Raw genomic sequence first — 21,974 nt, 5'->3', positions numbered from 1 at the left:
CTCGGCGTCGCCGACCTTGGTGAGGTCGCCGCCGGGCGCGTAGCGCAGCACCAGGAAGCCGTAGCCGATATCCTTGCCGTGGGCCTTGAACTGGGCGAGAGCGGCCTCGTCGCGCGGGTTGGCGCTCAGCCGCTCCATCGCCTGGACCGCCGGGATGCCGTTGCGGATGCGCTCGCGCGCCTGGGCTTCCAGCTCGTCGATGGCGGGGACGGTGCCGTCGAGCGAATGCGTCACCAGGATCGACAGCAGCGCCGGGATGCGGATGGCGAAGTCGTTCTTCTGCTCGGCCTGGTTGGGGAACGCGATGGCGTTGAAGGCCATCGGCGCCTTCTCCGGCGTCCACAGCGCCTCCATCGCCGCGAGCTTGGTCGGCTGGACGTGGGCGCCGACATAGCCCAGCGCATCGCCGAGCGTGATGACGCCCGCCCCGCCCAGCATGCCGAACACGGCGGCGACGCGGAACGAGCGGCGGGCGATGTCGAGATGGCGGCCCTTCAGCATGTACCAGGCGCTGACGCCGCAGACGAAGATCGCCGCCGTGACGTAGCCTGCCAGCACCGTGTGCACGAACTTGGACTGGGCGTCGGGATTGAAGAACAGGGTCGAGAAGCTCTGCAGCTCCATGCGCATGGTGACGGGGTTGAATTCCGCCCCCTGCGGGTGCTGCATGAAGCTGTTGGCGACCAGGATCCACAGCGCCGAGAAGTTGGAGCCGAGCGCCACGGCATAGGTGACGAGGAGGTGCTGGGCCTTGTTCATGCGGTCCCAGCCGAACACCATCAGGCCGATGAAGGTCGATTCGAGGAAGAAGGCCATCAGGCCCTCGATGGCCAGCGGCGCGCCGAACGTGTCGCCGACGAAGCTGGAATAGAAGGACCAGTTGGTGCCGAACTGGAACTCCATGGTGAGGCCGGTGGCGACGCCCAGCGCGAAGTTGATCAGCAGCAGCTTCGTCCAGAACTGGGCCATGCGCTTGTAGATGTCGCGCGCGGTCGTGACGTAGACCGTCTCCATCACCGCGATCAGGACGGTGAGGCCGAGCGTGAGCGGCACGAACAGGAAGTGGTAGAGCGCCGTCGCGGCAAACTGGACGCGCGACAGGTCGACGACGAGATCGTTAACCATGCACCAACTCCCCCGCGTGGCGGCGCGCCCCGAACCAGGGACGCCGGGCCGAACCGCCATCACAGTAAGAAGATGGGTTATTTCCTTTCGCGGCGTCAACGGGCCAAGTCGTCGCCCCGCCGCAACGTCGCGACGTCACTCGACGCGACGCCGCGGTCCGTTCACCTCATGGCGTCGGCCGCACGGCGCCGATTGAGACGCATTCTCTCGCATGCGCCTCAGAGGTCGATGCGGTCGAGGCCCCAGGTCACGCCGGCGAGGTCCGGCAAGGCGCGGCCGTCGTCCTTGCCGATCTCGCGCTTGATCGCGGCCTCGAGCTTGCGGTTCATGGCCAGGATCAGCGCCGCGTTCGTCTTCCGGTCGACGGCGAGATTCCTCGTCTCGCCCGGATCCGCGTCGAGGTCGTAGAGCTCGACATCGTTCCAGCGGAAGAGGTCGTCCAGCGTCTGCGGGCTGTTGTGGTCGACCGGCGCGAAGTAGCGCGTGAAGCGGTAGCGGCCGTCGAAGGCCGAGCGCACGTGCCCCCGCTTCCTGAGGTCGGGTCGGAAGCCCTGCTTCTTCGCCTCCTCCCGGGGATCCTTGCCGGCGGCGACCGCCCTGGCGGCGAAGTCGAAGACGCTGCTGTCGTTGCTGGCGAGGCCGCTGTAGGTGAACAGCGTGGCGTCGCGCACGGCGTCGATGCCGCGGCTTTCCGGATTGCCGAGCAGCGAGGAGAGGTCCTCGCCCGGCAGCGCCCGTCCCGCCAGCTCACCGGCCTGGTCCAGCCGCTGGCCGGCAAAGGCGAGCAGGGTCGGCACGAAGTCGATGTGGCTGCTGAGCGCGCGGCACTGCCGGCCGCCGGTGACGTCGGGATGAACGATGTGCAGCGGCAGATGCGTGGTCTCGCGGTAGGCGAAGGGCCCCTTGCCGCGCAGCCCGTGCGCGCCGGCCATCTCACCGTGGTCGGACGTGTAGACGATGATCGTGTTCTGGGCGAGATCCAGGGCATCGAGCTCGGCCAGCAGAGTCGCCAGCGATCGGTCGACGTTGCGGATGCAGTTCAGATAGTAGTCGTTGAAGCGCCGCCACCGCGCCTCCTCGGACGGGATATGGCCGAGGACGTAGTCCCAGATGCGGTCGAACTCGCCGTGCGCCGCGGGGCGGCCGGGCTCGTCGAACGGCTGGCGAAGGCTCTCCGGCAGCGGCTGGTCCCAGGTGGCGCCGTAGAGGGCATGCCGGGGCGCCCGTGCCGCGGCGAGGCGCAGCTTCCCGGTGTCCTGCACGCGCTCGCCGGGCGCGTCCGTGTTGAAGTACATGACGTCGTGCGGATTGACGAAGCTCACGAACATGCACCAGGGCCTGCCGTCGTCGGCGAGCGGCCGGCCCTTCGTCCGCAGCCAGTTGACGGCGCTGCCCGCGATGATCTGGTCGAAGCTGTAGCCGCCCAGCGTGTGGCCGATGAGATCGCCCGGCGAGAAGTTGTCGGCAAAGCCGTACTTCTCCATGGCGGGCGTCATGAAGCGGTCGACCGACGTCGTGTCGAACTCGCGACTGAGGTGCCACTTGCCCTTGTAGGCCGTGTAGTAGCCGGCCTTGCGCAGCATCTGGCCGATCGTCGGCCGGTCGGTCGGCAGGTCGCGCATCCAGGGCACGTCGAGGTTCTCGAACATGCCGTTGTCCGGCGTCTGCAGGCCGGTGACGATCACCGACCGCGACGAGGTGCACATCGTCGCCGGGCACTGATGGTTCACGAAGCTGACGCCCGCCCGCTGCAGCCGCTCATGGCCGGGAAGCGAGAAGCCCGCCGGCCAGCGCGCGTGGTAGCGCTCCTGGTCGGTGAACACGAAGAGGATGTTGAGGCCTGACCGCCTGTCGGAGAGGCCGGCCGGCCGGGGGACCGGGGTGGCCGGGCTGGTCTGGGCTCTCGCCTCGCCGATCAGCGTGGTGCCCAGCAGCGGCAGCGACACCGCGCCCGCCGCCGCGCCGAGGAACTGCCGCCGGCCACGGCGAACACCGCCGCTCACACGGTTCGACATCGTCTTGTCTCCATCGAAGTGAAATCGTCCGGTCGGGCGCCGCCGCGCCGGGACCTCAGCCGGCCACGCGCCGGACGCCGGGCGGGCGCCACGTGCCGCCGCCCGGCGGCAGGATCGAGGGCGGCTGTTCCTTCGGCCAGTAGAGCCGCATCACCAGGTAGATCGGGCCATCGGGCGCCGGCAGCCAGTTCGACTCCCTGTCGGCGCCGGGCGATCGGTTCTGGATGTAGAGCGTCAGCGACCCGTCGGCGCCCCGCTTGAGGCCGGGCAGCATCGGCGCGTTGATCAGGTAGCGGCCGATCGGGTTCTCGATCAGAAGCTGCGTCCGGCCGTCGTACATCGTGATCGACCAGAAGGCGTTGACGGGCGGCAGTTCGCCCGGCGGGAAGGTCAGCGTGTAGTCGTGCTTGCTGCCGTCCAGCGCCTGGCCGGTTTCGTCGTCGCGGGTCAGGGGATACATGGCCTCGGCAGGGTCGTTGCCGTAGATCCCCGCCTTGGCCGCGACCGCGCGCAGCAGCCAGTCGCCGTCGTAGTGGGCCGCGTCGCCCGGCAATCCGCTGACCTGCCAGCCGTTGACCGTCGTGCCGGCGCGCGCGACGCCGTCGTCGATCTTCTTCTCCCCGCTTCTCATGCCCAGCGCGATCTCGGCCCTGCGGTCCGCCGGCAGGTCGGCAAAGCGGAACGTCCTGCCCGCCCCCACGCCGATGGTCGCCAGCTGGCGGCGGATCGGCGCCTCGTTCGGCTGCGGCGGCGCGAACTGCAGGGCGAAGTCGAGATACTCGAAGAAGTTCGTCTTCACGAGCTCCTTGTCGATCCGCGGGAAGTCGATCGCCGGCGCCGCCGGGGGCGCCGCACGACCGAGGAAGGCCGACAGCGTCCTCACCCGGTACCCCGCCTGCACGGCCTTCAGCCTGTCGAGATCGGCGGCGTCGAACAGCTGGGTGCGGAACAGGGCGAGGGTGAGCTGCGTGCTCGACCGGAACACCTTCATGATCCCAGGCGGCGTCGGGCCGGTCCAGCCCGGCCCGACGACCAGATAGTCGCCGGCCGCGCTGCCCGTGGCGCGCGTGCCGATGTAGCCGAAATTGTAGGTGTTGCCGTCGCAGAGCTGGACCGAATAGTAGCGCCCGCCCTCCACGGCCGGAACCGACACGACGATGGGCTCCGCCCGCAGGTCCAGCCAGGCCACCGAATAGGGCGTGTCGCTGTTGGGCGTGACGACCGCCGTGTCCTTGTAGGTGAAGACGTTGGCCTCGTTCTTGAGCTGGTTGAACGGCGCCTTGAACTGGCCCGAGTTCCGGTCGACGGCGAACTCGTACATGATCGCGTAGTTCATCACGAGCGGCAGGCCGAAGATGAAGCCGGCCTCGGCGATGTCCTTTGCGGTCTGCGGGCCGGCCCGGTCGCCCCCCGTCTGGGCAAGCGCCGCACCGGATCCGGCGACGCCCGCGGCGGCAGCCAGCAGGGCGGAGCGGAGGACATCGCGCTTGGTGAACATGCTGATCCTTCCCGGCAATTCGGAACGGGACGGCTTATCAACTAACAACACTCAAAATGCAATATTATACGCAGAGCGCGACACCTGGCCGCTAGGCCGGATCGAGCCCCATGGCGCGGAACGTGTCGACCGCGGGCGGCGAGCGCAGGAAATCCACCAGGACCTGTCCCGCCGCGGCATCCTCGCTCGCGGCGTCGACCGCGCCGACGAACACCGTCACCATGTGCAGGTCGCCGGGCAGCGGGCCTACGATCTCGAGGCCGGGGACCTGCAGGAGCTCGGGCTTCTGCTGGACGGCGAGGTCGGCCTCGCCGGTCGCGAGAAAGGCGCCGCACAGTCCGGCCGGCGGCGGGAACTTCGTCTTCGCATTGATCTCGGCGGCGATGCCCCAGCGCTCGAGCAGCTTCGCGAAATAGATGCCGCTCGCGCCGCCGGCGGCAGGATCGCTGTAGGAGATTGCGCGCGCCGCCAGCAGGCTGCGGCGCAGCGCCTCCGGCGTCGAGATGTCGGGATGCGGCGCGCCCGCGCGCACGGCGATGGCGGTGGCGGAGCTGGCCAGCGTGACGTCGGTGCCCGCGCGCACGCGGCCCTCGCGCAGCATCGTGTCCATGCCGGCGCGGTTCAGGATCATCACGTCGGCGCGCTCGCCGGCCTGCAGGCGGTTCACCAGGGCCGGCGCGGTGTTCCAGGCGAGATCGAGCCGGCGGCCGCTCTCCGTCTCGAACGCCGGCAGCAGCGCCTCGAGCGCGCTCTGCACGGCAATGGTGCTGAAGACCGTCAGGTCGCGCATTACGGGCCCCCTCCTCTCATCCGTCAGGCCACCCAGGCGAGCGGCAGGGCGACAAACCACAGGATGTAGGTCAGCGCCACGGCCATCAGCCCGTCGATGCGTCGCGGCGCGAGACCGCGCCGGCGGTAGCGCTCCAGCCGCACGACCTGAAAGAGCGCGTAGGGCACGACGAGGACGAGCGTCGCCGCCAGGATCCCGCGCCCGAGGAGAGCGGGCAGGACGAGGACGGCCGCCAGCGCGGCGGCGAGCGTCGCTGCCTCTGCGATCACCACGGCGGCGCCCGGACCGAACCGCACGGCCAGCGTGCCCTTGCCCACGGCGCGATCGGCGTCGTGGTCGGGAATGCCGGAGAGCACGATGGCCGGCAGGATGGCGAGGAAGAGCGGCAGCGCCACCAGCCACGGCCAGGGATCGTTGAAGCTGCCGCCCTGGAACACCCAGCCGCAGAGCACGACGCCGAGACTGTGGGTCACGCCCACGTCGAGCTCGCCGAGGCCGCGCCAGCAGAGCTGCAGCGGCGGCACCGTGTAGCCCAGCGCGAGCACGGCGAGGATGCCGAGAAGCGGCAGCGCCGGCAGCGGCGGCACCAGCACGGCCAGCGCGAGCGTGCTGGCGGCGAACAGGCCGAGCGCCAGCATCGTCGCCGCCTGGAGACCGTCGAGGCTGATGCTGCCGTCGACCAGCACGCGCGACCCGCCGGTGAAGGGACCGTGGTGGCGGTTCAGCACGTCGCTGTCGTAGTCGAAGCGGTCGTTGGTGAACACCGTCGCGAGCTCGAGGAAGAACAGGCAGGCGAAGCCCAGCACGAAGACCGACGCGTTGAAGGAAACGCCCGACGCGACAGCGCCGAGTGCGCCCAGCGCGTAGGCCGCCCAGGCCATGGGATGGAACTGCAGGCGAAAGCTCGCGACCCAGGCGGCGAGCCGGCGGCGCCGGCGCTCCGCTGCCGTGAGCGCACCGTCGCGCAGCGCGAGGCCGCTGCGGCGGACCTCCTCCAGCCAGCTGGTTCTCTGCGCGGCAGACGAGTCCTTCACCGGACCGAACACGGTGCGCCGCACCGGCGCCACGCCGCAGAAGCCCAGCGTCGCGCGATCGAGCGCGTTGAGGCCGGGCGCGCGGTAGATCCAGCGATGCACCCAGGGCGGCGTGTCCATGGTGGTGACGAGATGCGCCGTGCGGCCGGTCAGCAGCCGATCCCAGCCCTCGCCATCGTCGCGATCGGCGAAGGCGAAGCCCGGCACGAGGACGCGGTCGAGGAACCCCTTCAGCCGCGCCGGCATCGTGCCCCACCAGGTCGGGAAGACGAACACCAGATGCTCGGCCCAGGCGACGAGGCGCGTGGCCTCCGCGAGATCGGGCTCGAGCGCCTGGTCCTGTGGCGCCGGCACGAGGACGTCGGGCTCGAAGACGAGCGCCTGCAGGTCGAGCCGCCGCAGCTCGGCGCCGGCGGCGGCCGCACCCTGCGCATAGGCGTCGGCCAGGGCGGCGCAGAAACTGTCCGGCCGCGGATGCGCCATCACGAGCAGGACGCGGGGCGGGCCGGTGCGGAGTTCGGGCGGCAGCGGGCGCGCGGGCGGCGGCATTGTCCTGGTTTAGGCCAGGTCGGCGGTGATGGCGAGGCGCGGAATCGCCGGGCCGGAAGCGGTTGCAAGATGGGCTGCGTCTGGCCATGTTCGGGCCCCACCGCCTTCTGCCCCAACGATCAGAGCCTTCGCCATGACAACGCGCCCCGTCCTCATCGACCGCCATCCCGGCCGTTCCTCGCAGACGATCGGCGTCGCGCGCGCGCTCGGCACCGATCCCGACCTCATCCACGAGCCGTCGGTCGGAGTCGTCGGCACCAAGGGCGACAGCCAGTGCTATCTCGGCGTCATGGCGAAGGTCGAGGCGATCCATGCCGAGCTCAAGGGCCGGGTCGGCGCCGGCCAGGGCCAGCTCAAGCTGCGCCTCGTGCAGCCCGAATACACGATCGCCACCTCCGACGGCATCCGCAACGGCACGCGCGAGATGCGCTACTCGCTGATCGGCCGCGAGGTCACCAACGACGCGCTGTGCGAGCATCTCAGCGCCACCGGGCTTGCCGGCACCATCGCCGTGGTCGCCTGCGACAAGCCGCCGGTCGGCACGCTGTCCGCCCTGCTCGAGCACAATCTGCCGTCGATCATCATGTCGGACGGCCCGATCCACCCGGGCAAGGACCCCAACACCGGCGAGGCGCTCGACATCGTCAGCGCCTACCAGGTCGCGGGCAATCCCGACGCGGCATTCCGCCAGCACATCGCCTGCCATGCCTGCCCCGGCATCGGCAGCTGCGGCGGCATGTTCACCTACAACACCATGCAGACGTTCATCGGCGTGGTCGGCATGCAGCCGCTGCACATGGTGGCGCCGCCGTCCGACGATCCGCGGCGCGTGCGCGACTTCCCGAAGGAGCTGGTCGACCTGCTCGCCAACCTGATAGCGAAGGACCTCAGGCCGCGCGACATCGTGGTGCGCGATTCGCTGCGCAACGCCGTGATCGTCGCCATGGCGATCGGCGGCTCGACCAACGTGACGCTGCATGCGCCGGAGATCGCGCGCGCCGCCGGCTACGGCGACTTCTGGAAGGACGTCATGACGCCGGAGGAGTTCAACTATCTCTCGCAGCACGTCGTGCCGGTGCTGACCGACGCCCGCCCCTACGGCAAGTACTCGATGGTCGACATCGACGAGGTCGGCGGGGTGCAGGCGATCGTGCGCGAGCTGCTCGATGCCGGCCTGCTGAACGGCGAGGTGCTGACCTGCACCGGCGAGACGCTGGCCGCACAGGTCAAGCGCCTGAAGACCAGGGCGGTGGACGGCACGGTCATCCATCCGGTCGACAAGCCCTACAAGCCGACCGGCGGCCTGCGCGTGCTGGGCGGCAACCTGTCGCCCGACTTCTCGGCCATCCTCAAGCTCGCCGGCGTCGAGGGCGGGCTGGAGAACAACGTGTTCCGCGGCAGGGCCCGCGTCTTCGAGGGCGAGCAGGCGCTGCTCGACGCGCTCGACCGGACGCCCGACACGTTCCAGAACCACGACATGGTGATCGTGCGCTACGAGGGACCGACCGGCGCGCCCGGCATGCCGGAGATGCTCGATCCGACCTCGCGCATCACCACGCTCTGCCGCGAGCGCAACATCGTGGTCGCGCTGATGACCGACGCGCGCTTCTCGGGCGGCTCGGTCGGCCTGGTGATCGGCCATGTCGGGCCCGAGGCCGCGGTCGGCGGGCCGATCGCCCTGATCGAGGAAGGCGACGAGATCGTGGTCGACCTCAACACCAACGAGCTCACCTGCACCGCGCTCACCGACAAGGCGACCGCGGCGAAGCGCAAGGCGGCGTGGGACAAGGTCGTGGCCGGCAACGGCGGCATCCATCCCAACTGCGGCGCGGCCGACACGAGGCTGCTGCACCGGGCGCGCACCAGCGCCGTGCCGGCGACGCGCGGCGGCGGCCTGCATCCCAACCGCGAGGTCTGGGTGCGCGAGCCGCGCCAGGCCGAGCGCTCGGCCTTCGTGCTGCGCAACCGTCATCGCCCGCAGGCGAACAAGACGTTCTGAGGGGTCGCCCGCTGTCGTCCTGAGCGGAGCGCCTGCCCTGAGCGGAGCCGAAGGGAAGGACCTCATCGCCGCTTGCCGACGGCATGAGATCCTTCGCTGCGCTCAGGATGACAAGAGAGGAAGACTCGAGGCGCCGTCTCAGGCCGCCAAGTCGACGCGATCGCCCGACGGCGGCGATCAGCAAGACGTTCTGAGGGGGCGATAGAGCCACACCACTGTCGTCCTGAGCGTAGCGAAGGACCTCATCGCCGCTTGCCATCGGCATGAGATCCTTCCCTTCGGCTCCGCTCAGGGCAGGCGCTGCGCTCAGGATGACAAGAAAGGAAGGCTCGCACCCTCGTTCGAGGCGCGCTACGCCGCGAGCGAAACTTCCCCGACGGACGGCGGCACGGGGCGATCGATGGCGACGTCGTCGGCCCAGGCCAGGCGGCGGCCGGCGATCGTGGCGGCGATCAGCCGCGAGGCCATATAGGCGAAGGTGATGCCGTTGCCGCCATAGCCGTAGGCGGCAAGAAAGCGCGGATGGCCGGGCACGGCGCCGATCAGCGGCAGCCCGTCCTCAGTGATGCCGAAGGCGCCCGCCCAGCTCAGCTCCGCCACGGCACGGGCCTGCGGAAAGAGCGACTCCAGCTTTCGCAGAAGCGCCGACGTCTTCTCCGGCGTGACCGCCGCCCGCTTCTCGGGCGTCACGGCTTCCTCGTCGTCCTCGCCCCCGACGATGAGGCGGTCGTCGACGGTAGTCCTCGCGTACAGATAGGTTTCCGAGGCCTCCCACAGCAAGAGCCCGTCGCGCCAGCGCTCGCCCTCGCTCTGCGGCGGCGTGGCGATGGCCCAGGTCGAGGCGATGCGGTGAAGGTCGCTCCGGACGATGTCCGGCATGACGTAGCCCGTCGCCAGGACGACCCGGTCGGCCTCGATGACGCGGCCATCCTCGAGGCCGACGAAGGCCGTGCGGCCGCCACCGTCGAAGGCCACCGCATCGGCGTCGTACACGCTGACGCCGCGGGCGATCACCACGTCCAGCAGTCCGTGCGCGAGGCAGAGCGGATCGGCATCGAACGAGCCGGGCGACAGCAGCGCCGCCTCGCGATCGAAGCCGAAGTCGCGGCGCAGGTCGCGATAGTCGACGAAGGCGCCGGGCAGGCCGGCGCGGCGGCGCAGCGCGTGCTCGGCCTGCAGGGCCGCCTCCCCGGTCTCGCCCGCCGCGAGATAGAGCGACCGGCGCGGCCTCAGCGCACAGGACACGTCGAGCGCGCGCACCAGGCGGGCCAGACCCGAAACCGCGCGCAGGCTCCGGCGATAGAGCGCGGCCGCCCGCTCGAACCCGTACAGCGCGGTGAGCTCGCCCAGCGGCTTGTCGATCTCCCAGAGCAGCATGGCCGTGCTCGCCGCCGTGCTGCCGAGGCCCGGCCGCTCGCGATCGACGACGGCGACATCCAGGCCGCGGGCGGACAGCGTCTCCGCGACCAGCGCCCCCGTGATCCCGGCGCCGACCACCAGCACGTCGCAGCGGCGATCCTGCTCGAGGGAGAGGCGCCGCGGTCGGCCGCCGGCGCGCCAGGGCGCCCGGCCGTCGCGAAGGTCGTCGTGATGCTCCAGGCCGGGATTTTCCATCGCGTTGTAACGGCCGCGACGGGGGAAGGATGCGACGGGGCGGGAGGCGCAGGCCCGGTCAGGCCGCCTCCACCTGCACCAGGTTGGTGTTGTAGGTCGTCGCCCCGCACGGCGCCGAACGGTCGGCCGCCAGCACGTTGGCGCAGCCTGCGGTGTCGGTCCCGGCGGCATCCGGCGTGAACCAGGCGCCTTCCTTGATCGACACGACGCCGGGCGCGATGCGGTCGGTCACCCGGACCGGCAGGACGGTGGCGCCGCGGTCGTTGAAGATGCGCACCTGCGCGCCGGTCTCGATGCCGCGCGCCGCCGCATCGGACGGATTCATCCAGACATCGTCGGGATCGACGCGGGCGAGCAGCGGCTGGTTGCCGTGGATCGAATGGGTGCGCGCCCGCGACTTGGGGCTGCACAGCATCAGCGGGTAGCGGGCGTCCGGCTCGACGGGATCGAACCAGGTCGGGATCGGCGGGATGGCGCCGAGCCCATAGGGATCGGGCTTGGCGGCCAGCGTCATCGAGTAGATCTCGATCCTGCCCGACGGCGTCGTGAACCGGTGGGTCCCGGGATCGCGGATCTGGGCGGCGAAGGCCACGGCGTCGGCGGGTGGCGCGAAGCGCGCCACGCCGCTCTCGGCGAAGGATTCGAAATCGTCGACCGCGCCGCGGGTGAGGTCGCGCAGCCACGCCTCCTCGCTCTTCTCGTGATAGTCGTTGATGCCGAGCCGCGCCGCCAGGTCGGCGAAGATGTCCATGTCGTTGCGGCATTCGTACATCGGCAGGATCGCCTGCTTCATGTAGATGGCATAGTGGCCGGCGCCGGCCCACGGCGTGTGGACGTCGTTGCGTTCCCAGAAGGTCGTGGCCGGCAGCACGATGTCGGCATGGCGGGCGGTCGGCGTCAGGAAATGGTCCTGCACGACGATCAGCTCGACGCTTTCCAGCGAGGCCACCATCTTGTTGGCGTTGGGGCACTGGTTGAAGAGGTCGCCGCCCGCCGAGTAGATCATCCGGATGTCGGCGGGATAGCCGCCGGCCTTGCCCCTGGCGAGCAGGTCGGCCAGCAGCGGCGTCGAGACCTTCGAGTCGATGGGATTCTTCCCGGCCGGCAGGCTGCCGATGCCGCTGCGGCCGGTGGCGCCGTTGCTGACCCCGGAATTGCCGCCGACGATGCCGACATTGCCGGTGATCGACGCCAGGGCGTAGGCCGCGCGATGGAACTGCTCGCCGTAGGCGGTGCGGCCGGGCGCATAGCCGCACTGCAACGCCGCTGGCCTGGCGGTCGCAAACTCGATGGCGAGGCGCCGGATCGTCGCGGCGGGAATGCCGCACCTGCCCTCGGCCCATTCCGGCGTCTTGGGGACGCCGTCGCTCTCGCCCAGGAGATAGGCCTTGTAGGAGGCACCCGCCGGCGCGCCGTCGGGCAGGTGGGCATCGTCGAAGCCCAGCACGTGGCGATCGCAATAGGCCTGGTCGTGCAGGCCTTCGCTCACGATGACCTGGGCCATCGCGATCAGCGCGGCGGCATCGGTCGAGGGCCTGATGAAGATGTGCTCGTCGGCCAGCGCGGCGCTGGTGCGGGTGCGCCGCGGGTCGACGCAGACGATGCGCACGCCCCGCTTCTTCGCCTCCTTGAGGTACTGGACCGTGCCGGTGCCGAAGGTGCCGTCGGCCGGGCTCCAGCCCCACATCAGGATCAGCTTCGAGTTCACGTAGTCGGTCGGCTCGCGGCCGGAGGTCTTGTAGTCGGCCTTGGCGCCGAAGGTCATGCGGACGGCAAAGACCTCGGCCTCGGCGGACATGTTGGACCACAGTTCGGTGCAGCCGCCGAACCGATAGAAGAACCGCTTGGAGACGCCGAAGCCGTGCAGCGCCGAAGTGTTGCCCGAGCGCGAGCAGTCGAGGAAGGTGGCGTTGCCGTGCTCGGCGCGGATGCGGCGCATGCCGTCGGCGACCTGGTCGAGCGCCTCGTCCCAGGAGATCCGCTCGAACTGGCCGGACCCGCGCGGACCGGTGCGGCGCATCGGAAACTTCAGCCTGTCCGGATGGTAGAGCCGCTCGATCTGGCCGACGCCGCGCGCACAGGCATGCAGCGGCGGCAGTTCGGGCTGCCAGCGCGCCGGGTCGGTCGAGATCCGGACGATCCGGTCGTCCACGACGTGGGCATTGACGACGCAGCGACCGCCGCAATTGTGGCCGCAGGTGCTGGTGATCACGGTCTCGCCCGGCCGGGCGGCGGGCCGCGGACTCTGATAGAGTGTGTCGGGCATGATCCTCGAACCGTTGGAGGCTGGAGACTCTAGCAAGGCCGGGGCCAGACTCGAAGCTGTTCGCGCGACCCTGCCGAACACGAGAACGCGGGAGCCAATGGCCGGCCTCTGCGTTTGAGTCGGCCCTCCCATGAAGGATTTTCCGTGACCCCACCCGATTCGCGTTCGTCGCGCCTTTCCGAAGGCCTGCCTTATCCCCTCGGCGCGACATGGGACGGCCTGGGCGTCAACTTCGCCCTGTTCTCGGCCAATGCCACCAAGGTCGAGCTCTGCCTGTTCGACGCCGGCGGTGAACGCGAGATCGAGCGCATCACCCTGCCCGAGTACACCGACGAGGTCTGGCACGGCTACCTGCCCGATGCCCGCCCCGGCACCGTCTACGGCTATCGCGTGCACGGCCCCTACGAACCCGCGGCGGGCCACCGCTTCAATCCCAACAAGCTGCTGCTCGATCCCTATACCAAGCAGATGATCGGCAAGCTGGAATGGAATCCGGCGCTGTTCGGCTACAAGATGGAGACCGGGGACGATCTCACCTTCGACGAGCGCGACAGTGCCCCGTTCATGCTGAAGAGCTGCGTGATCGACACCGCCTTCACCTGGGGGCGGGCGCCGCAGCGGCACACGCGGTGGGACAGTACGATCATCTACGAGGCCCATGTGCGCGGCCTCACCCAGCGCCACCCCGGCATTCCCGAGGCGATCCGCGGCACCTATGCCGGCCTGGCCAGCCGCGAGATGACGTCGTACCTCGCCTCCCTCGGCATGACGGCGGTCGAGCTGCTGCCGGTCCATACCTTCGTCGACGACAGCTACCTGCTCGAAAAGGGTCTCAGGAACTACTGGGGCTACAACACGATCGGCTTCTTCGCCCCGGCCCGGCGCTATGCCGCCAACGCCGACTTCGCCTTCGCGGAGTTCAAGGAGATGGTGGCGCATCTCCACGATGCCGGCCTCGAGCTCATCCTGGACGTGGTCTACAACCACACCGCCGAGGGCAACCAGCTCGGGCCGACGCTGTCGTTCAAGGGGATCGACAACGCCTCGTACTACCGGCTGGCGCCGGACCCGCGCTACTACGTCAACGACACCGGCACCGGCAACACGGTCAACCTCAGCAACTCGCGCGTCCTCCAGCTCGTGATGGACAGCCTGCGCTACTGGGCCACCGACATGCGCGTCGACGGCTTCCGCTTCGATCTCGCCACGATCCTGGGCCGCGAACCGCACGGTTTCGAGGAGGACGGGCGGTTCCTCGACGCCTGCCGACAGGACCCCGTCCTGTCGCGGGTCAAGCTGATCGCCGAGCCCTGGGACGTCGGTCCGGGCGGCTATCAGGTCGGACGCTTCTCGCCCGGCTGGGCCGAGTGGAACGACGCCTATCGCGACACGGTGCGCGCCTACTGGCGGGGCGACGATGGCCAGGTGCCGAAGCTCGCCGCCCGCCTCACCGCCTCCGCCGACCTGTTCGCCAAGCGCGGCCGCCGCCCCTGGGCATCGATAAACTTCATCACCGCCCATGACGGCTTCACCCTGGCCGACCTCGTCTCCTACAACGACAAGCACAACGAGGCGAACGGCGAGAACAACCAGGACGGCCACGACCACAACCTCTCCGCCAACTACGGCGCGGAAGGGCCGACCGACGACAAGGCGATCCGCGCCACGCGGCTGGTCCAGATGCGCAACCTGCTGGCCACACTGTTCCTGTCGCGCGGCACGCCCATGCTGCTGGGCGGCGACGAGGTCGGCCGCAGCCAACAGGGCAACAACAACAGCTACTGCCAGGACAACGAGATCTCCTGGATCGACTGGCAGGGAATCGGCCCGGACGGCCGCGCCCAGGCCGAGTTCGTGCGCAAGCTGGTGATGATCCGCAACGCCCTGCCCATGCTGCGGCGCGGACGCTTCCTGACCGGCGCCTACGACGAGGAACTCGGGGTCAAGGACGTGAGCTGGCTCACGCCGTCCGGGGAAGAGATGACCGAGGAGAACTGGGACGATCCGCATGCCCGCAGCCTCGGCATCCTGCTCGACGGTCGCGCCCAGGAGACCGGCATCCGCAGGGTCGGCGACGATTCGACCCTGCTCCTGATCGTCAATGCCCACACCGAGGTGGTGCCCTTCACCCTTCCTTCGGCCGCCAGCGGCAGCCGCTGGATCCGCCTCGTCGATACCAGCGACCCCGAGGGAGACGGGCTGGCCAGGCACGAGTTCGGCCAGCGTTGCGACGTGCCCGGGCGGGCGCTCCTGCTGTTCATCCTGCAACCCGAGCGCACGCCGCAGCGGGCGACGGCGGCCGAACGGTCGTTCCAGCGCGTCGTGCAGGCGGTCGAGGAGGCGGAGCTGAAGGCGGTGCGGTTCGGCTTCGACTGAAGCCGCGTCACGCCGCCGCGTTTCTGGAGGCCAGGGCTTCGCTGAGCGCCGCATGCAGGATGGCCGCATCGTAGGGCTTCCGCAGCAGCGGGAAGCCTTCATCGGCGACGGACTGCGCCCGTTCGCTGTATCCTGTCGCAAGAACGACGGGCAGGCCGGGCCGCTCGCGCCGCACGCGCCGGGCAAGGTCGAGCCCGTTGATCTCGCCCGGCATGACGATGTCGCTCAGCACGATGTCGAAGGACTGGCGGGCGAGAAGGGACCAGGCGGTGGCGCCATCCGGCGCATGGACCACCGCATAACCCACCTCTTCGAGGAGCGCACGAGTCACCTCGGCGACATCGGCATTGTCCTCGACCAGCAGGACGCGAACGCGCTCGTCGAGCCGGGGCGGCGGCGCGGCGGGCGTGCCGGGGGCCGAGGCGGCGCTGCGGGTCGTGCGCGGCAGGTAGAGGGTCACGGTCGTGCCCCGGCCGACCACGCTGTCGACCGTCGCGCTGCCGCCCGACTGACGCGCGAAGCCGTAGACCTGCGACAGGCCGAGCCCGGTGCCCTTGCCCACGTCCTTGGTGGTGAAGAACGGCTCGAAGACCCGCCCCAGCAGGTCGTGGGGAATGCCCGAGCCGGTATCGCTCACGGAGACGGATACGAACTCCCCGGCCATGCCGAGCGGGTCGCCGGCGGGCAGCACGACGTTCCGCGCGGCGATGACCAGCCGACCGCCGGCACTCATGGCGTCGCGCGCGTTCACCGCCAGATTGAGAAGCGCAAGCTCGAGCTCGCTGTCGTCCACCAGGACCGGCCACACGTCGGACGCCACGACGATCTGGACCTCGATGTCGCCGCGCAGGCTCGACTGCAGCATGCCGTGGACCGCCGGCAGGCGCTCGCGCAGGTCGATCACGGTGGCGTCGTGGGCCTGGCGCCGCGCGAACGACAGGAGCTGGCGGGTAAGATCGGTGCCGCGCTTGACCGCGGTGTCGATGGCGTCGAGCGAACGCCCGATCGGCCGGGCAGCCAGACGGCCGTCGGCCGCCAGCAGGCGGCGCAGCCGCTCGGCGCTGCCGCTCACGATCATCAGCAGGTTGTTGAAGTCGTGGGCGACGCCGCCGGTGAGCTGGCCGATCGCCTCGAGGCGCTGGGACTGCTTCAGGGCCACCTCGGCGGCCTCGCGGCGCGCCTGCTCCTCGGCCGAGCCCTCGGCGCGGCGGAGCGCGTAGAGACCCAGCCCGACCATCACCAGCGCCGCCGGCAGGGCGATGGCGGCATGGTTCATCACGACCCGCCAGAACTCGGCATCGAGCGCCGGGACGGCGATGCCCACGGCGACGTAGATGGGAAAGCCGGGCACGCGGCGATAGCCGCTGCGGCGCTCGATGCCGTCGATGCGCGACACGGCAGTGAAGAGGCCGCCGTCCGGCTGGCGCGCGAAGGCCGCGGTGAGCACTCCGGGCGCGGCATCGGTGCCGCCGGTCACCTCCGGCCAGCGCGCCAGGACGGCGCCGTCGCTGCGTACCAGGGCGAAGGCCTCGTGGTCACGCGCCAGCTTGGCGTAGAACTCGCTGAAATGGGCGGGCAGCACGGTAACGCCCACCACTCCGTCGAACAGCATGGGTTCGGGGCTGAGGCGCCGGGCGCTGACGACGAAGAAGCGCAGCGGCCGGACGCGTCCCTGAATCACCTCGCTCACATAGGTCCCGACATCGGCCTCCCGCTGGCCGCGAAAGTAGCTGCGGTCGGAAATGTCGACCTCCTTGGGCACCGGCAGGAGAGTGCTCGACACGAGCGGGCGTGCGGTCCGGTCGAACACGAGGATCGATTCGATCTGCGGCAAGGCCAGCTGCGTCCGCTTGAATCGGACGAACAGATCGGCCTCGCGCGCGAGGATCTGGTCGGCATCGAGATCGCGCACGACCTCGTTGATCTCGGCGATCGACCGCTCGACCGTCTGCAGCGCCTTCAGCGCGTGCTCCTGGAGGACGTCCAGCGTTCGTTCGATGCGCTCGTCGGCCTGAAGGTCGATCGTGCGGCGCGTCTCCCAGGTCGCCCAGCCGAACAGGACTGCCGGCACCAGCAGGCTGAGGACGACGATCATGCGCAGATGCAGGAAGCGGCCGGACAGCACGCGGCGACGATAGAGCATCGCTGCATCATTGTCGCGCGGCGCACGCTGAAAGGCGGCGAATCCGTCGGTATTGCCGCAACCCTTTCCCTGCCCGGTCATTGATCGATCGAGCGAGCCCCGGCCGGTGTGCAGGGACCTCGCAGAGGAGGGGATCATGACGGCACGCGAACATCGCTTGGCGACAGCGGCAATCGCTGCCCTGACCCTGTGCGGCCTGTCCTTGTCGTCCAACGCAGGGGCGCAATCGGCACCACAGCCGAGCCGAGCCTGCGCGATCGACAGCTGCATGGCCGTTCCCGCCGAGCTGGCCCCCCGCTTCCGGGCCGACCACGGGATCACGGCCGGCGCTCCCTACGACATCGACGGCAACCTCGTGGATCGCCACGGCAACATCGTCGCCGTTCCGGCGGCGGCCGGCCGGCCGCAGGAGGTCTTCGTCCTCGAGCCGCCGGCGCGGGTTATCGGTTCGTCCGTGCGCATGTAGCGCGGACGGGGCCCTCCTACGCGCGCGCCCGCTCGGCGCCCCCGGAGGCGAGCGCGGCAAGAAGCCGGGCGTCGCCCAGTCCTTCCAATCCCTCGACGGTCTCGATCAGCCGTCCGGCCGTTCCCGCCGCCAGCGGCGACGCGCTGAAGGCCAGACAGCGGTGGAACTTCGCCAGGTGCCGGTCGCGATCGAGCGGCCGCGCAGGATTGGCCAGCATGGCCTCGCAATTCCAGACATGCTCGCTGCCGTCCCTGAGACGGACGGTCACGCGCTGCGGCGCCAGCGCGTTGGGATCGGCGTTGCCATCCGGCCGCACGACCACCCGGCGGGCCAGGTCGTGCGTCGCGGGATCGGTCAGAACGGCGCCGCGGAAATCCGAAAGGTCGAGACGGCCGTTCAGCAGCACCCGGGCCACGCCATATGCGAGGCAGAGCCGCAGATAGCTGGCGCCAGCGGCCGGCTCCGGCGGCCGGCCCACCAGCCGCGCGATCAGCGGCGGCGCGGCGACCTCGACGGAGGCGACGTCGGCGGCCGCGAAGCCATGCCGGCGCTGCAGCACCATCGCCCCCTCGATGCCGCCATGGGTGGCCCGACCGGCGGGATAGGGCTTGTGGCTGAAGGCGGCGATGCGCCAGTCGCGGCCCAGGCCTTCAAGGACGGGCCCCAGGTCGGCCTCGCCCTCGAACAGCGGCAGGTAGCCGTAGGCGCCCTCGAAGACCTGCCGCGCGCCGGCGAACGGCAGACGGGCGAGCTCGCAGGACTGCAGCGCCGCCCGGGCGTTGAAGGCGACCTGGACCGGCAGGATGGGGCTGCCCTCGACATGCGCCTGCATGGTGCCGCTGGTCTGCGCGAGCTGCCAGGCGAAGGCCCGCTCCAGCGCCTCCCGGTCGAGCCCGAGCACGCGGCCGGCGGCAGCGGTCGCGCCGAACCCGCCCGCGGTGGCCGGGCGGAAGAAGCGGAAGCCCGCGCGCGAGGCGAGGCCGAGCGCGGCCGCGACGTCGGCGCCCACGGCCACGGCGGCGATCAGCTCGGCGCCGCTCGCGCCGCCGGCCAGTTCGGCGGCCGCCAGCGCGGCCGGCAGGACGCTGGCCAGCGCATGCACCACGGCACCCTCGTGAAGGCAGTCGAATTCCTGATTGTGCATCTGCCAGGCATTGAGGAAGACGGCGGCCGGGGCGGCCATCCGCCGGCCGCGTCCCCAGACCGGGACGGACATCGAGACCGGCGCCCCCCATCCGGCCGCCACGCCGGCCAAACCCTCGCCGCCCTCCACCGAGGACCCGGCGATGCCCACCCCGAGACTGTCGAGGATGAAGACCTTGGCGCGCTCGATGGCGGCCGTGTCGAGGTCGGCGAAGCGCGTGCCGAGGGCGTGCGTGGCGAAGCGTTGGGCGGCGGTCATGCGGCCACTCTATACCAGCCGCCGGAATACCAGGGGCAGGCTGCCGGCGGTTCCACATGCCGCTTGTGCGGGCGCCCGAACCGGGCAACCCTCGCGCGCCCGCATGCCCATCTCCAGCCGCTTCGTCGTCCAGTCCACGATCGTCCTGCTCGGCGTCGGCCTGCTCGCCCTGCTGGCCATCGTCGGCATGACGATCTGGCTGAACGAACGCTCGCAGGTCTATTTCCGGGACGTCATCGCGGCGCGCGACATCCGCGGGGCGGCGGTCGACTTGCGCTCGGCGCTGCAGACCGCCGAATCCAGCCAGCGCGGCTACCTGCTCACCGACAACGAGATCTACCTCGCCCCCTACGACAGCGCCCGCGCGCTGGCCCGGCAACAGCTCGACGTGCTGAAGCGGGCGCTGGCCGCCGACGCCCCCACGAAGCCACTGCTGGAGCGACTGGACACGGTGATCGGGGAGAAGGTCGGCGAGATGGACCGCACGATCTCGCTCAAGCGGCAGGGCAACGACACCGACGCGATGGCCATCCTGCGGACCAACCGCGGCAAGGCGCTGATGGACGAGGCGAACGTCTTCCTCTCCGGTATCGTCCGCGCCGCCGACGAGCGGCTGACCGAGGGCGTCGCCGAGCAGAGCGCCAACGCGGCCCTGCTGCGCTGGGCCTCGATCTCGGGCGGCATCGTCATCGTGCTGGTCGTGGGCGGCGCCACCCTTACCGTGGCGCGCTATGCCCGCGAGGTCGTCCAGGCGCGCGACGAGGTCCGCCTGCTCAACACCAGCCTGGAGGAGCGCGTCGCCCGACGCACCGCCGACCTCGCCCAGGCGCGCGACCGGGCCGAGGTCCTGCTCGCCGAGGTCAACCATCGCGTCGCCAACAGCCTGACGCTGGTCGGCGCCCTGGTGCAGCTCCAGGCCCGGTCGGTCGACGACGCCCGCGCCCGCACGGCCCTGGAGGAAACGCAGAGCCGTATCCTCGCGGTCTCGCTGGTCCACAAGCGGCTCTACAGTTCGGGCGACGTGCGCTTCGTGGCGCTCGACGAGTACCTGCCCACCCTGCTCGAGCATCTCGAGACGTCGATGCGGGCGGAGGGTCACACCGGGGTCAGGGTGCATCACGCGCTCGAGCCGCTCCGGCTGCGGACCGACGCCAGCGTCAATCTGGGGGTGGTGGTGACCGAATGGATCACCAACGCCTTCAAGTACGCCTACCCGGACCGCAACGGCGACATCCGCGTCCGCCTGCGCCGCCAGGGCGAGGGCCACGCCGAGCTGGTGGTCGAGGACGACGGGGTGGGACGGCAGGACGGCGCGCCCGCCCGGGGCTCCGGTCTCGGCACCCGCGTGGTCAAGGGGATCGCGGCGGCGATGCGGGCCGAAGTCGCCTACGAGCGCCGCCAGCCGGGCACCACCGCCCGACTGATCTTTCCCCTGCCGGCCGATTGAGGCGTCGACTTCGGCGCGGCCAACGGGTGTAATGAGGCGTCATCGGTCCAGCCCGCCGATGTCGTCTTGGGGGGCACACGAGGGCATATGAGGCTGGGAAAGTTCGAGTGCGGCCTGGCCGTGATGGCCGGCTTGCTGATGACTGCCCCGGCGCTGGGCCAGGGGACCGCTCCCGCCGTCCTGCAGGGGCCCGCCGGCATCACCGTGCCGCGCGTGCTGCCACCCTTCCAGCCCGGATCGCCGCCGTGCCGGCGGCCGCCGCTTCAACGCATGCTGGGCTTCGCGCAGGACAACGAGCGCGAGTTCATGAACGGCGTCGCCCGCGGCCTCGGCCTCGCGGCGCGCGACCGCGGCCTCGCGTTCCAGGTCGCGGCGGCGGGCAACGATGCCAACCGGCAGACCGAGCAGATCCGACAGTTCCGCGCCGCCGCGGTGGGCGCCGTCGTCTCCGCCCCGGTCGATGCGATCGGTCTCGCCCCGGCCCTGCAGCAGCTGATCTGGTCGGGGGCTTTCGTCGGCTCGGTCGTGCCGCCGCCGGCGACGGAAATCCTCAATGCCCCGCAGTACCTGACCGGGAAGGTCTTGGCCGAGGCGGCCGCGGCCTATATCCGCGAGCAGCTCGGCGGACGGGCGCGCGTGGTCCTGCTGACCCACGACAGCCTGCAGTTCCTCGCGCCGCGCTTCGTCGCCATGCGCGATACGCTCGGCGCCCTTCCGGGGGTCACGATCGTGGCCGACCTGTCGCCGCCGACGGTGAACAAGGCCGGCGGCGAGTCCGCCATGCGCACCATCCTGCTCGCCCATCCGAGCGTCGACGTCGTACTGGGTGCCGACACCGTGGTGCTGGGAGCGCTGGCGGCACTGCGCGCGGCCGGCAAGGCGCGACCGGACCAGTTTCTCGGCGGCATCGACGGCGAGCCGGAAGCGGTGAGCGAGATCCGACGCGGCGGCCCCTACAAGGCCAGCATCAGCCTGAACTCGCCGGTGTTCGGCTATGCGCTGGGTCAGCACGCGGCCGACTGGCTCGACGGCAAGCATGTTCCCCAGGCCATGGACATCCTGCCGTTCGCGCTGTCGCTGGCCAACCTCGCGCGGTACGAGACCGACGTCGCCGATCCCGCCGCGGTGTGGCGGGATCCGGCGCGGCGCGACGCCTATCTCCGGATGTACGGCAGCATCTGCTACGACACGCGCGACCAGTACCTCAACTTTCCCTGGTCGTCCGAGCGCAGCGGGTGAACCCGGCGGCG

The 21,974-nt window shown here is 70.5% G+C and carries 14 protein-coding genes; 5 read left to right on the top strand and 9 right to left on the bottom strand.

All coding sequences use genetic code 11. The features are described from left to right. The 5 genes from ACO073_RS30275 to ACO073_RS30255 all read right to left on the bottom strand — a co-directional run. Positions 1 to 1,125, bottom strand: a 1,125-nt coding sequence (locus tag ACO073_RS30275; protein WP_422003172.1) for a cytochrome ubiquinol oxidase subunit I, incomplete at its 3' end; no start/stop codon positions are given. A 218-nt stretch (positions 1,126 to 1,343) separates the two neighbouring features. Next, positions 1,344 to 3,140 (bottom strand): sulfatase-like hydrolase/transferase, encoded by a 1,797-nt coding sequence (locus ACO073_RS30270; RefSeq protein ID WP_422003171.1) that lies wholly within the window; start codon positions 3,138 to 3,140, stop codon positions 1,344 to 1,346. A gap of 55 nt (positions 3,141 to 3,195) precedes the next feature. Then, positions 3,196 to 4,638 (bottom strand): DUF1254 domain-containing protein, encoded by a 1,443-nt coding sequence (locus ACO073_RS30265; RefSeq protein WP_422003169.1) that lies wholly within the window; start codon positions 4,636 to 4,638, stop codon positions 3,196 to 3,198. Positions 4,639 to 4,729: 91 nt separating this feature from the next. Continuing rightward, positions 4,730 to 5,428, bottom strand: coding sequence for a molybdate ABC transporter substrate-binding protein (locus ACO073_RS30260; RefSeq protein WP_422003168.1), 699 nt, complete (start codon positions 5,426 to 5,428; stop codon positions 4,730 to 4,732). Between the two features lie 23 nt (positions 5,429 to 5,451). Further along, positions 5,452 to 7,011 (bottom strand): NAD(P)H-dependent oxidoreductase, encoded by a 1,560-nt coding sequence (locus ACO073_RS30255; protein WP_422003166.1) that lies wholly within the window; start codon positions 7,009 to 7,011, stop codon positions 5,452 to 5,454. Between the two features lie 133 nt (positions 7,012 to 7,144). Between ACO073_RS30255 and ACO073_RS30250 the strand changes: the two genes are divergently transcribed. Continuing rightward, a complete protein-coding gene (locus ACO073_RS30250; protein WP_422003164.1) occupies positions 7,145 to 9,010 on the top strand; it encodes a dihydroxy-acid dehydratase in 1,866 nt (621 codons plus the stop codon). A 351-nt stretch (positions 9,011 to 9,361) separates the two neighbouring features. On the opposite strand, the gene ACO073_RS30245 is transcribed toward ACO073_RS30250, so the two are convergent. Together ACO073_RS30245 and ACO073_RS30240 are read right to left on the bottom strand one after the other, a co-directional pair. Next, entirely contained in the window at positions 9,362 to 10,624 is a 1,263-nt protein-coding gene (locus ACO073_RS30245) for an NAD(P)/FAD-dependent oxidoreductase (protein ID WP_422003162.1), read from the bottom strand. Positions 10,625 to 10,682: 58 nt separating this feature from the next. Next, complete coding sequence (locus ACO073_RS30240) at positions 10,683 to 12,890, bottom strand: molybdopterin-containing oxidoreductase family protein (RefSeq protein ID WP_422003160.1); 2,208 nt, start codon at positions 12,888 to 12,890, stop codon at positions 10,683 to 10,685. Between the two features lie 144 nt (positions 12,891 to 13,034). On the opposite strand from ACO073_RS30240, the gene glgX reads away from it, so the two are divergent. Then, on the top strand, positions 13,035 to 15,266 hold the full coding sequence (gene glgX, locus ACO073_RS30235) for a glycogen debranching protein GlgX (protein WP_422003158.1): 2,232 nt from the start codon (positions 13,035 to 13,037) through the stop codon (positions 15,264 to 15,266). Positions 15,267 to 15,273: 7 nt separating this feature from the next. Here the strand turns inward: glgX and ACO073_RS30230 are convergent, their stop codons facing one another. Next, positions 15,274 to 17,409: a response regulator gene (locus ACO073_RS30230; RefSeq protein ID WP_422003156.1), complete on the bottom strand. Its 2,136-nt coding sequence runs from the start codon at positions 17,407 to 17,409 to the stop codon at positions 15,274 to 15,276. Between the two features lie 268 nt (positions 17,410 to 17,677). Between ACO073_RS30230 and ACO073_RS30225 the strand changes: the two genes are divergently transcribed. Further along, entirely contained in the window at positions 17,678 to 17,875 is a 198-nt protein-coding gene (locus ACO073_RS30225) for a hypothetical protein (protein ID WP_422003155.1), read from the top strand. Positions 17,876 to 17,891: 16 nt separating this feature from the next. Here the strand turns inward: ACO073_RS30225 and ACO073_RS30220 are convergent, their stop codons facing one another. After that, positions 17,892 to 19,277: an MmgE/PrpD family protein gene (locus ACO073_RS30220; RefSeq protein ID WP_422003153.1), complete on the bottom strand. Its 1,386-nt coding sequence runs from the start codon at positions 19,275 to 19,277 to the stop codon at positions 17,892 to 17,894. A 103-nt stretch (positions 19,278 to 19,380) separates the two neighbouring features. Here ACO073_RS30220 and ACO073_RS30215 point away from each other — a divergent pair, with 103 nt between their 5' ends. Both ACO073_RS30215 and ACO073_RS30210 read left to right on the top strand, forming a co-directional pair. Further along, complete coding sequence (locus ACO073_RS30215) at positions 19,381 to 20,724, top strand: sensor histidine kinase (RefSeq protein ID WP_422003151.1); 1,344 nt, start codon at positions 19,381 to 19,383, stop codon at positions 20,722 to 20,724. Between the two features lie 87 nt (positions 20,725 to 20,811). Further along, positions 20,812 to 21,963, top strand: a complete 1,152-nt coding sequence (locus tag ACO073_RS30210; protein WP_422003149.1) for a sugar ABC transporter substrate-binding protein — start codon at positions 20,812 to 20,814, stop codon at positions 21,961 to 21,963. The last annotated feature ends 11 nt before the right edge of the window (positions 21,964 to 21,974 follow it).

The sequence above is a fragment of the Reyranella sp. genome (assembly GCF_965229815.1).
In the GTDB taxonomy this organism is placed as follows: domain Bacteria; phylum Pseudomonadota; class Alphaproteobacteria; order Reyranellales; family Reyranellaceae; genus Reyranella.
Note: the sequence above shows the minus strand (reverse complement) of the source record. Positions and strands in the feature narration are given on the sequence as shown.

Excerpts from the sequence above, each read along its gene's own strand:
- ACO073_RS30215 (WP_422003151.1), top strand. The coding sequence starts at position 19,381 with ATGCCCATCTCCAGCCGCTTCGTCGTCCAGTCCACGATCGTCCTGCTC.
- ACO073_RS30255 (WP_422003166.1), bottom strand. The coding sequence starts at position 7,011 with ATGCCGCCGCCCGCGCGCCCGCTGCCGCCCGAACTCCGCACCGGCCCG.
- ACO073_RS30230 (WP_422003156.1), bottom strand. The coding sequence starts at position 17,409 with ATGCTCTATCGTCGCCGCGTGCTGTCCGGCCGCTTCCTGCATCTGCGC.
- ACO073_RS30265 (WP_422003169.1), bottom strand. The coding sequence starts at position 4,638 with ATGTTCACCAAGCGCGATGTCCTCCGCTCCGCCCTGCTGGCTGCCGCC.
- ACO073_RS30240 (WP_422003160.1), bottom strand. The coding sequence starts at position 12,890 with ATGCCCGACACACTCTATCAGAGTCCGCGGCCCGCCGCCCGGCCGGGC.
- ACO073_RS30225 (WP_422003155.1), top strand. The coding sequence starts at position 17,678 with ATGGCCGTTCCCGCCGAGCTGGCCCCCCGCTTCCGGGCCGACCACGGG.
- ACO073_RS30210 (WP_422003149.1), top strand. The coding sequence starts at position 20,812 with ATGAGGCTGGGAAAGTTCGAGTGCGGCCTGGCCGTGATGGCCGGCTTG.
- ACO073_RS30220 (WP_422003153.1), bottom strand. The coding sequence starts at position 19,277 with ATGACCGCCGCCCAACGCTTCGCCACGCACGCCCTCGGCACGCGCTTC.
- ACO073_RS30260 (WP_422003168.1), bottom strand. The coding sequence starts at position 5,428 with ATGCGCGACCTGACGGTCTTCAGCACCATTGCCGTGCAGAGCGCGCTC.
- ACO073_RS30245 (WP_422003162.1), bottom strand. The coding sequence starts at position 10,624 with ATGGAAAATCCCGGCCTGGAGCATCACGACGACCTTCGCGACGGCCGG.
- ACO073_RS30270 (WP_422003171.1), bottom strand. The coding sequence starts at position 3,140 with ATGTCGAACCGTGTGAGCGGCGGTGTTCGCCGTGGCCGGCGGCAGTTC.
- ACO073_RS30250 (WP_422003164.1), top strand. The coding sequence starts at position 7,145 with ATGACAACGCGCCCCGTCCTCATCGACCGCCATCCCGGCCGTTCCTCG.